Origin of the sequence: Mucilaginibacter sp. (genome assembly GCF_036383575.1) — a bacterium.
GTDB lineage: Bacteria > Bacteroidota > Bacteroidia > Sphingobacteriales > Sphingobacteriaceae > Mucilaginibacter.
Genome location: NZ_DASVOB010000145.1, coordinates 1 through 11726, shown reverse-complemented (window position 1 = coordinate 11726; position 11726 = coordinate 1). Strand labels below are relative to the sequence as shown.

Annotated in this window: 8 protein-coding genes; 6 read left to right on the top strand and 2 right to left on the bottom strand. The window is 41.7% G+C overall.

All coding sequences use genetic code 11. The annotated features are described in order from the left end of the window. The coding region (locus VF500_RS05255; protein WP_330858667.1) for a hypothetical protein at positions 1-685 on the bottom strand (685 nt) is incomplete at its 3' end. 424 nt (positions 686-1109) lie between these two features. Here VF500_RS05255 and VF500_RS05250 point away from each other — a divergent pair. Further along, complete coding sequence (locus VF500_RS05250) at positions 1110-3695, top strand: NACHT domain-containing protein (RefSeq protein ID WP_330858666.1); 2586 nt, start codon at positions 1110-1112, stop codon at positions 3693-3695. Between the two features lie 7 nt (positions 3696-3702). Here VF500_RS05250 and VF500_RS05245 read toward each other — a convergent pair whose 3' ends face one another. Continuing rightward, positions 3703-4578, bottom strand: coding sequence for an AraC family transcriptional regulator (locus VF500_RS05245; protein ID WP_330858665.1), 876 nt, complete (start codon positions 4576-4578; stop codon positions 3703-3705). Between the two features lie 219 nt (positions 4579-4797). On the opposite strand from VF500_RS05245, the gene VF500_RS05240 reads away from it, so the two are divergent. From VF500_RS05240 to VF500_RS05220, 5 genes are all read left to right on the top strand, one after another. Next, positions 4798-6027, top strand: a complete 1230-nt coding sequence (locus VF500_RS05240) for an enolase C-terminal domain-like protein (RefSeq protein WP_330858664.1) — start codon at positions 4798-4800, stop codon at positions 6025-6027. A gap of 9 nt (positions 6028-6036) precedes the next feature. Next, on the top strand, positions 6037-6801 hold the full coding sequence (locus VF500_RS05235; RefSeq protein ID WP_330858663.1) for an SDR family oxidoreductase: 765 nt from the start codon (positions 6037-6039) through the stop codon (positions 6799-6801). Between the two features lie 14 nt (positions 6802-6815). Beyond that, positions 6816-8114, top strand: a complete 1299-nt coding sequence (gene fucP, locus VF500_RS05230) for an L-fucose:H+ symporter permease (protein ID WP_330858662.1) — start codon at positions 6816-6818, stop codon at positions 8112-8114. 391 nt (positions 8115-8505) lie between these two features. Further along, positions 8506-10494 carry an SGNH/GDSL hydrolase family protein gene (locus VF500_RS05225; protein WP_330858661.1) on the top strand — a complete coding sequence of 663 codons (1989 nt, stop codon included), beginning with the start codon at positions 8506-8508 and terminating at the stop codon, positions 10492-10494. A 200-nt stretch (positions 10495-10694) separates the two neighbouring features. Then, a partial coding sequence (locus tag VF500_RS05220; protein ID WP_330858660.1) for a TonB-dependent receptor plug domain-containing protein occupies positions 10695-11726 on the top strand: 1032 nt, incomplete at its 3' end.

Genomic DNA, 11726 nt, shown 5'->3' with positions numbered 1-11726 from the left:
CTGCATTTAAGGTGGATGCTGTATTAATATTACCGTCGATGGCGTTCTGAGGATTTGCTACGCCTCCTACGTCAGCACCCAAACCAAGTAAAGCCGATGATATACCATGCAATTCATCCACAGCCAAACCGCAAATGCCGGCTCCCGTACCGGTTGTAAAAGCATCATACAAGTAAGTATTTGCCAAGACACCTGCTAAGCCACCGTTAACTGTTACCCTGATCCGGTCATAAGCCTGGGCCGGTGTTATACTTACCTCAACCTGGTTATTATTACTTAATGCGGTCAACAACGTAGCGACAGCTACCGGGCTACCGATAGCTGCATTTCCGTTATATGCCTGTAAGAAAACCCCTCCAAGGGCTGTAAGGCTCAACAATTTATCACCCGATCCTAATTTAACAGTGACCGGGGTACCTGATGATTTTGCGCTTTGAAATATTAACTCCTGGTAGGTTTGTGCTGCTACGCCAACAGTTACATTTATGGAAGAGAATGTTTGAACATTACCATCTGCCGCGTTTGCAGAATTAAGCACTGTACAGTTTACGCAGGCAACACCTGTTGCACCGTGTTGCTCGGATGTGGCATATGTCCGTTGCGCATGCGCATATTTAATATTAAACAATGCCAATAAAATAAATAACACTAAAGAAGCGTTCTTGTTAAAGGCGAGGTTTCTCATAAGGCATAGATATTTGAAATGACCTCGTAAAGCTAAATCAAGCCTATGCAATACAAAAAAGGCTTTTCATTCATTAAAAACCATTCCAGCCATATTGTTCAGTATTCATCCACATCTGTTCATTCTGTTTTCTCCATTCATTTTCTGTTCATTTTATTCATTAACAAAATACAACCTAACGGAATATCATTTTTCATAAAATATAAATCTATTTCCAGTTAACATACGTATTATTGATTAAACAAAATATTGAAAATATTTGTTTAGCCATGTATTAACAATCTCCCGTTACCCCAGGGAGTTACCTTAACCTTTTATAAGATTTATTATATAAGTTATCAAGAATTTTTGCTAATACAGTTTGTGCTATTTTGTTTGACTGACCTTATAGCGTTAATATATTCACCTATTAAAACCTATACCGATGCATCTATTTTCGACGTATCATTTTGATTTATTAAAAAAAGAACTAACAGAAAAAGCGGGCATGGCTTACATCACCCCTGCCGACTGTAAGGCCTTATCATTAATGTTATTCAACAAAACGCAAAAAAGCATTAGTGAAACTACGCTGAAGCGGATCTTTGGATTTGCATACAGTAAGTTCACCCCGTCGTTGTTCACCATGAACGCGCTTGCTGAGTTTTGTGGATACACCGGTTGGGACGCGTTTTGCCAAAGCCGGCAAAAAACGATTGTAAAAAAGGAGAACCATGTATATAAGCCAGGCAAAATAACAGCCAAAGCCGAACGGATCACCAATTTCACGTTGCAAACCCAGGTTAATCATTCGGGCATGCCGTTTCAGTATACTACACCCCGAAAGTTTATCGATGAGCAATTGTCAATATTCATGCAGCAACCTTACACGGCTACCGTTTTCACTGCTCCGGCAGGCTACGGCAAAACAATTGGGTTATGCCACTGGGTAAAGGATCTGATAAAAGCTAATATGCAAAAGGATGAAAAAGACCTGATATTGTTTTTTAACGGCAATACGCTCAATTCATCGCTCCAAAATATACACCTTAACCATTGGCTGATGGGCCTTATCGGCCTCTCGCCCGATGACGACCTTGAGGCACTGGCTGAAATAGCCGAAGACTTTAACGGCCGTTTCATATTGATCATTGACGGCTTTGACGAATTTTATTTCAGGAATAATACCTTCGAAACTGTATTTAATCAACTGGCTGATATTATAGCCATGTATCATAAATATCCCTGGTTTAAAGTTATATTGACCATGCGTTCATCAACCTGGAGCAACTTCAGGGAAGATGTTATAGCCAAACCCGACATGTGGTTCACCGGCTTTATGATGGATAGCAATCAAAAACTTAACGTGCCGCTGTTCACATCCGAAGAAATCCAAAAACTTTGTGATAATATAAACCCCAATATTGCGCATGATATAACTTTACCTATTATTGATAAACTAAGCCATCCTTTATACTTTCAGTATTATTACCAGCGCTATAGCGATAATTTTAGTTTAAACCATTTTAATGACCTTACCAATTATGATCTTGTAAGCTCAAATTATTATCATAGTGTTTATAAAGGGCATTATGCCATTGAAAAATTGCTGCTCATCACCGGCATCATTAACCAGATGGATACCGATAATAAAGTCTACGAGGTTAGCAAAATAAAGATCTATGAGCTGATCAAAAAGTACGGATCTGCTTACCAGGAAATGATCAACGCAGGGATCCTTGAAGAATTGAACCTTTCGCGCGAAAACAAGTTAAACTTTATTGTTAAAATGGCCGATGAAGCTACCCTTGATTATGCCCTCGCCATGATACTTATGTATAACAACAATTATATATTTGATGATAACCTGGTGAACTTAACCGACCTTGTATTTAACCGGGATAAGAAATTGCCTATCATAAAATGGTTTATTTATAATGCCATACATAAGGATTACAGATTTGAGCTCAAAGCCCTGCTAAATGTGCAGCTGCTTCCAAATGAAAAATCGGAGATCATAAGTTTTATTGGTGAATTGCTAAAGATCCAGCATGTTAACGCACGGATGAGCGAACGGATGGAGGATTTGTTTAAACAGGTATGCAGCGAAGATTTCTTTAATTATTTCATCAGCCTTGAGTTTATTGATATTGGCTATGAAGAGGTGCTGGAAACATTTTTGCAATTCCGTTTATCAACCCAGCAACAAATACTTATAAAAACCTGCCTTGCCGTGATTGGTGTGATACAGCTTGATTTGACAAAGATCGAAAAACACCTTGGCGATTTAAAACAGTACAATTTAAAAGGGCTTCAAAATTTGCCTATCAACCCGGTAAATTGCATCGAAACCATCCTGTTTTATCTGAAGTACGGCATCATTAAAAAGGAATCGCTCACCGAGATCACGAAGTTTTATTTTAATCCGGTCCAAAATACCGGTGTTTCAAAAGGCTTTACCGAAGTGGTTTACCTGTTGGCATTATACACATCAACCATTTGCCAAAAACACAATAAAACAGCCAAATTTATTAATGGATTAAATAAAGTATACCAGGGTTATTCCGCTGGGTATTCATTGATATTGAAAACTATCATGGCCGAGTCATACCTGGCATCGGGTTATGAAGATAAGGCAAGGGATATTTTTAATGAAATAAGCCGCATTTACAGCGAGCAGGACGGTGGGTTTACCCCTTTTATGAAAGTGCTTTATGACGGGTTAAAAATCAAGCTCACTTTGCCTGTAAGCAATCACCTCGCTGTCGTAAATAATATTAAAAGCCACATTAAACTGTGCGACGATTCAAAACAGATCATAGTTAAAGTTAATACGCTCGGTTTTATACTGAGCAATTACGCTATACTAAAAGAAAACGTATATGTATTTAATGACCTGTATTTTGATTTTATAAAAAGTATCCGCAACAATGGCTGTCGTACCGAGCATTTTATGAACGATGAAATAAAATGGGCCGAAACAACGCCCGCTAATAGTTCAGTGAACAGGTTTAAGAATGCTTTAAATTAACAGTAAACTAAGAAAGGATCTGGTTCCGGTACTGGCGAGGGCTTACCCGTTTGATCACTTTAAAAAAGCGGTTAAAGTTTGATACGTTATTAAAACCGCACTCATAGGCTATATCTGTTATACTGTTTTCTTTATTGCTAAGCAGTTTACAGGCATAGCCTATTCTTGTTTCATTTACAAACTGGGTAAATGACTTTTGCGTACGCGCCTTAAAAAATCTGCAAAATGCAAAAGTGTTCATGTTGGCAATATCAGCAATGGTATTCAGCGAAATATCCTCTCTGAAATTATCAAAAATATATTTAAACACCTGGTCCATACGCTTACTGTCATGATATTGATAGTAATTAATATAGTTAATACTGGCCAACAGAGTATGCTCAGGATCTGCACTCATAATATTAAGGATCTCAAGCAGCGTGATGATCCTTTGCAAGCCTTCCTGTTGCACTATCTGGTACATCAGTTTTATTACCATATCCCGGCTTTTGCCCTTTAGCTCCACCCCTCTTTGTGCCTTACTTAAAAACGATTCCACTTTGCGCACGTTACCAAATGCCGAAAGATTGGTCAGCAATTTTGACGGATTGAAGTGAATGGATAATGAATGCGCGTAAGCTTCAGGATCATCCTCGTTTGGTTGTTCCTGGGTATTATGCCAAACATGCGGAATGTTTGAACCAAGAAAAATAAGTTCCCCGCTTTCAAAATAATCAACCAGATCGCCGATGATGCGTTTACCCGAGCCTTTTACAATGTGTACCAACTGACACTCTTCATGAAAATGAAACTCACTTGAAAAAAAAGGAAGCTTTACTTCCCGGGCAACAAACAGGTCTTCTGACTGTACCCCATCAGACAATACGGCTAAAATTGGTTTCATTTTAACAAGATATGAACAGAAAAGCTAAATATAAGCAAATATACTATCGAAAGTTGTCAATTAAAGTGAAAGCAAAAATTCAAACGGCGCTAATTTTACAATATCATATCTTATCCAAAAAGATATAATAAACCGATTTATAAACACAGGAAACAAGATTTTACAATGGCTATTTCAGTTGAAACAGCCTGAAACTATTTGCAAAATATATTTACTTACATGTACATTAATAAAATTGAAGTTACCGACAAGCGTTTTAATTTGGGTAATGGCGCCGGATCTGATGCCGTGAACGATTCAACCCAGTATGCTTATGCCATTTGCGAACTGCATACCAGCAGCAGCATAAAAGGCATAGGCCTGGCGTTCACCCTCGGGGCCGGTAACGACCTGGTATGCAAAGCCATACAATACCTTTCTGAGACACTTAAAGGGCGAGAGATCGAAGAACTTATGGCCGATTTCGGTTCGGTTTACCGTTCGATACTTGATTCGCCTACTTACCGATGGCTGGGGCCGCACAAAGGGGTTATGCAGCTGGCCCTGGCAGCCATAGTAAATGCCTGCTTTGACCTTTGGGCTAAAAGCCGCCAGGTACCGCTCTGGAAATTATTGCTTGATCTGAGTCCGAAAGAACTGGTGGCCACGCTTGATCTGCATTATCTTGAAGATGTATTGACCGTTGAAGAAGCAGTAAACATTTTAAAGGGAAATTTTACAGGCCGTACGCTGCGCAACAGTGTTCTCCAAACCGGCTATAAGGCATATGATACATCGGTAGGCTGGTTTAACTATTCGGATGAGAAGATCAAAGAGAACGTAGCACGCGCCATCGACCGGGGATTTACAGCCATGAAACTAAAAGTAGGCTCAAATGATCCGCAGCGTGATATCCGCAGGGCAAAACTGGTACGTGCCGAAGCGGGTAACAAAACAACCATTATGCTTGATGCCAACCAAAAATGGAACCTGCCCCAAGCTATTTACATTTGTAAAGAGCTAAGCACGATCAATCCTTATTGGATAGAGGAGCCCACCCACCCTGATGATGTATTGGCCCATCAAACACTGGCTAAGGAAATTGCTCCGCTTAAAATTGCAGCCGGCGAACACATCCCTAACAAGATCATTTTTAAAAACTTTTTACAGGCCGGGGCTATGGATTTTTGCCAGGTTGATTGCGTGCGGGTTGGCGGTGTATCCGAATTTTTGACGATTAGCCTGCTGGCAAAAAAATTCAACATTCCGGTGGTGCCGCACGTTGGCGATATGGGGCAGATCCATCAGCATTTAGTGTTGTTTAACCATGTGGCTATTGGTCACGAAAACTTATTTTTGGAACACATACCGCATTTGGCCAAATATTTTAAAAATCCGGCCAACATTAGCGGGGGCTATTACGCCGTACCTGCCGAAGCAGGCAACAGCAGCGACCTGATAACCACCTAAAAACCAAAAATGGACCAATTATTAAACAAAGTAATATTTATTACCGGAGGCGCATCGGGCATTGGTTTGGCCTGTGCCGAAGCCTATATCCGTGAGGGGGCAACCGTTTTTATAATGGATGTTAACGAGCGTGCCCTTTATAAAGCGCTTGACCATTTCGGCGGCAGCCACGAGGGCATACCGGGCGATGTATCAAAGGCAGCCGATGTAAAAGCCGCTTTTGATGCCATTCAACAATATTACGGTAGGCTTGATGCCATCCATAACAACGCAGCAATTGCCCATCCCTCAAAACCAGTTGATGAAACGGAAGAGGATGAGTGGGATGCCCTCATGAACATTAATTTGAAGAGCCTGTTCTGGACAACCAAATACGGCATCGATTTGCTCAAAGCATCAAAAGGCTGCATTTTAAATACCAGCAGTATGGCCGGCGATATTGGGCAAAGCCTGCATGCTGCTTATACGGCAACCAAAGGTGGCATCAATGCACTAACCAAATCAATGGCACTTGATTACGCGCAATACGGTATCAGGGTAAACGCAATTTCGCCGGCGGGTGTATGGACGCCCTTGCTTAAACAATGGGCCGCCGAGCAGCCTGATCCCGGATCGATAGAAAAATACCTGAACGATATCCATGCTTTAGGCTACTGCCCCGAGGGCGATGTAGTAGCCGACGCTGCAGTTTTCCTTCTTTCGGACGCAGCACGGTTTGTAACCGGCTGCATCATGCCCGTAAGCGGTGGTGCCGAATTAGGATACAGACGATAAAAAAGATACTAACCATGAACAAAACCAACGGTAACGCATCGAAATACCTGGCTCCACTACTAATAGTAATGAGCCTGATGTTTTTTTGGAATTTGAGCCGCAATATCAATGATGTGCTTATCCCGCACCTGAAAAGGGCCTGCCAGTTATCCGATCTGCAATCGTCGCTGATCCAGTCGGCATTTTTTGGAGCTTATTTTTTGATGGCTTTGCCTGCCGGCCGTTTTATTGAGAAAATGGGGTATCGGGCAGGAATGCTTACCGGGCTTATATTGGCTGCTATCGGTGCTGCCATATTTTACCCCGCTGCCGCTACCCGGTTTTACCCTGTATTCCTGTTGGCATTATTCACCATGGCATCGGGTTTTGCTATATTGGAAGTTACAGCCACCCCTTACATTTCAAAACTTGGCGATCCGGATCATGCATCAAGCCGGTTAAGCCTGGCAGCTGCCGTTGGTTCAATGGGGGCTACCATAGGGCCATTCATCGGCTCCAAATTTTTGTTACATGAAAAGGATATCTCTGCAAACCTTATTCAATCCTTTAACCCAGAACAATTAAGAACATTTTTAAGCGGCGAGGCGCATTTGGTTATCCCTCCCTATCTTACACTGGCTGCGCTGTTTATTGCCCTTTGTGTGGTACTTTATTTTTTGAAACTGCCGGTTATCCATGAGGGTAACAGTCGTCAAAAGCTTTCGGGGGTATTTCAGTTCAGGCATACCATCTTGGGTGTACTGGCGGTTTTTGCCTATTTAGGTGCCGAGGTTGGCGTGGTAAGTTTCATCATCCGCTATACAAAATCGCTGAATATTACAGGTATTACCGAACAAAAGTCGGCGCTGTTTATCACACTTTATATGGCGCTGGTTTTAGCCGGGCGTTTATTTGGAGCATTTTTGCTTAAGCAGGTTAAACCCAATAAAGTACTTGCTATATGTAGTATCGGTGCATTTGCGCTGATATTGGTATCGGTACTTACAGGCGGTTACGTATCCATAATTTCACTATCAATGGTCGGGCTGTTTACCTCGGTGATGTACCCTATCATTTTCACGCTCAGTATCAAAAACATAGGCGATTATACCAAGGTTGCTTCATCACTGCTTATTATGGGGGTTGTAGGCGGAGCTATCATCCCGCCGATAATGGGCTTAATATCAGACAATTCGGGCATAAGAATGGCATTCATAGCACCGCTTGTTTGTTATGTTTACGTATTTTATTATGGTATAAAGGGCTATGTTGTGAAGAATAAAGCTTATTCGGATGAGCCTGAAGAACCTTTACTGACAGTAATCGGGCATTAGGATCAGGCTCTTTCAAACTTACGAAGTTTTAAAAACTTCGTAAGTTTTTAGCGGCCCTGCCATGAACCATCAACAATGAACTATTAACCAAACCTACCAATACAATTTTGCGCAACTTTTAGCTTTTTCAGCATTATTTTGTTGTAGAAAACACACTTATTACAACTAAATTGTTTCAAATGGCCGTTTTTAGCACTAAATCAAAAGCAGGATGTCAAAATAGTATCGAAACAAATCAATTTAAGTGCAATTTATTGTTAATACCCTACATATTTTTATCCTGATTATAAACAACAGCTAATAAGGTTTTTACCAAACATTTTTTAATCGAAAACAGCAATCCAAAAAAAGGACGAAGTTTTTGAAATGGAATTGCTATAACCAATACTGAATGATTAAAACTTTACTAATTACGCTATTATTTGGGTTCACGGCCGGTATTGCCTCAGCACAAAACCATGAAAATGGGCTTGCGGGCAATGCCCCAGCCGTATATACCATTCAAAATACAGTTAACGATAACTGGAAAGGATTTGAACGCGTTAATATCACCATAGGCCCTCATAAAGCCTATTACGTAAATCCTAAAAAGCCGCTGGAAGGTAATCCGTGGGTATGGCGGGCTTCATTTCCGGATTGGCATACTGATATTGATAGTATTCTGCTAACTAAAGGTTTTCACATAGCATTTGTAAACGTTGATGACCAGTATGGAAGTCCCTACGCTTTACAGGTATGGGATGTATTCTACAACTATTTAACCACCAAACAATCTTTTGACGCTAAAGTTGCCCTTGAGGGTGTAAGCCGCGGTGGTTTATATGTATATGGCTGGGCCAAACGTAACCCCGATAAAGTTAGTTGCATTTACAATGAAGCCCCGGTTTGCAATATCAAAAGCTGGCCAGGCGGCAAGCTGAGCGCCCCGGGCGATGCCAATCTTTGGAAACAGCTACAGCAGGTATATCACATTACAGAGCAGCAGGCGCTTGATTATAAAGACAACCCAATTGATAACCTTGATGGTCTTGCAGCTTTTAAAGTACCTGTAATGCATATCATAGGTATAAACGACCAGGTGGTACCCAACGCTGACAACACCAATATCCTTGCGCAACGCTATACTGCCTTAGGTGGGCCGATAATGATCTACCCGGTAACTGCCGGTCCGCAGGAACTGAACGGGCACCACTTCCCTATTGAACACCCGGAGCAATGGGCCAATATGATCATGGGGTATAGCTATCCGGTAAAAAAAGTGCTGCCATATACCGATTACTTTACAACCCGCAACTGCCTGGCCAACAGTCTTAACGTATTCAATTCGGGTAAAAATGCTACAGTAGCCTTTTTGGGTGGATCTATCACCTATAATCCCGGCTGGCGCGAAAAGATAAGCCGCTACCTTACCGAACGTTTTCCGGCTACCAATTTTCATTTTATACAGGCCGGGATCCCATCACTGGGTAGTGTACCCCATGCTTTCCGCTTACAGCGGGATGTACTGGATTCAGGCAGGGTTGATCTGTTATTTGTGGAGGCTGCGGTAAATGATAACGTAAACGGCCTGGATAGCCTGACCGAATTACGGACTTTAGAAGGTATCGTAAGGCATGCCAAAAAAGCCAATCCGCAAATGGATATTGTGATGATGTCGTTTGTTGACCCGGATAAGATCAGGGATTATAACAATGGTAAAACCCCGCTGCAAATAAAAAACCATGAGCTTATTGCCGAACATTATGGTTTACCATCTATCAATCTGGCTAAAGAAGTTACCGACAAACTCAACAACCATGAGTTTTCATGGCAATATGATTTTAAAGACCTGCACCCGGCCATTTACGGGCAGGAACTTTACTTTGCCTCTATAAAAAGCCTGCTCAATACCTGCTTTGACAAACAGCAGGCTATCGTTTCAAAAACAAATCCATTACCAGGGCCGCTTAACGCATTCAATATTGATAATGGCCGCTATTACAACATCCAGAATGCAAAAAACCTGGACGGCTGGGCTATTAACCCCGATTGGGCTCCAAATAATAACCTAAGTACACGCGAAGGCTTTGTCCACAAGCCAATGCTTATCGGTACCAAACCCGGTGCATCATTAACATTGCCATTTAGCGGCACTGCCATAGGTATGGCCATTGTGTCCGGTCCTGACGCAGGTATTATTAGCTATAGCATTGATGGCGGTGCCGAAAAAAAGATGGACCTGTACACGGAGTTTAGCTCCTGGATCTACCTGCCATGGTACGTAACCTTCAGTACCGATCTTAAAAAAGGCTCACATACGCTCCATCTAAAAATTGACAGCGATAAGAATAAAAACAGCAAAGGGAACACGTGCCAGGTAATTTATTTTTTAACCAATTGATTTTTTTCAAACAACAGTAATAAGCTGTAAACGCACTTCAAAACTTTTAAATGTCAACTTAACATATTTTAAAAACCCCAAAACATGGCCAAAACACCTATTACTATTAAAACCTTTTACCTGCTTCGCATTTAAAGGGTCAAAAACCAAATACACCCAAACCAAACTCAAAAACAAAAAACCATTATCAAACCAATTTCATGAAAGAATTTTACCAATTAATCAAAACCCGGCGGGAGCATAAGCATCCCAATAAGCCTGCACCGGTTTTTTATTGCTTTGTACTATTACTGCTGAGTTTTATTTGCTCGGCACAATTTGCACATGCGCAAAATAAAGTAACCATTACCGGCCTCGTGACCGACACACTTGGCGGGAAAATTGCAGGCGCAAACATTATTGCCACCAACCGCAAAAACCTGGGTACCACTACCGATATCAACGGTAAGTTTGTGATTGATGCCGAACCCGGTACTATCCTTAAAGTATCGTACGTAACTTTTATCGATCAAACATTTACCGTTACGGCCAGTAAGCTGGTGGTAAACATTGTGCTTAAGGAATCTAAACGCGGCCTCGAAGAGGTTGTGGTATTAGCCTACGGTAAAAAAGAACGTAAAGAAGCAGTAGTAGGTTCAGTAACCACCGTTAAACCTGCCGACCTGAAAATACCTGCCAGTAACTTAACCAATGCGCTTGCCGGCCAGGTTGCAGGTATCATTGCTTTTCAACCAAGCGGCCAGCCGGGACAGGATAACTCCAGCTTCTTTATCCGCGGTGTAACTACGTTCGGCTATAAAAAAGACCCACTTATCCTGATCGATAACGTTGAACTTTCCACATCTGATCTGGCCCGTTTGCAGGTTGATGATATCGCCAGTTTTTCGATATTGAAAGACGCGAGCGCTACTGCTCTTTACGGTGCCCGCGGTGCCAACGGTGTAATTTTAGTAAGCACCAAAGAAGGTAAGGTTGGTAAGGCCAAGATCAACGTACGTTTGGAAAATTCCATTTCACAATCGGCCAAAACACTACAGCTTGCCGACCCTATCACTTATATGAAGCTGTTTAACGAAGCAACCATCACCCGCGATCCGTTAAGCCCGCTCCCCTTCTCTCAAAATAAAATATTAAATACAGAAGCCACCATACGAGGCGACGCAGGCAGCAACAAGTATGTTTATCCCGCTGTCGATTGGCTCGACATGCTTTTCAAAAAACGCACAGCTACG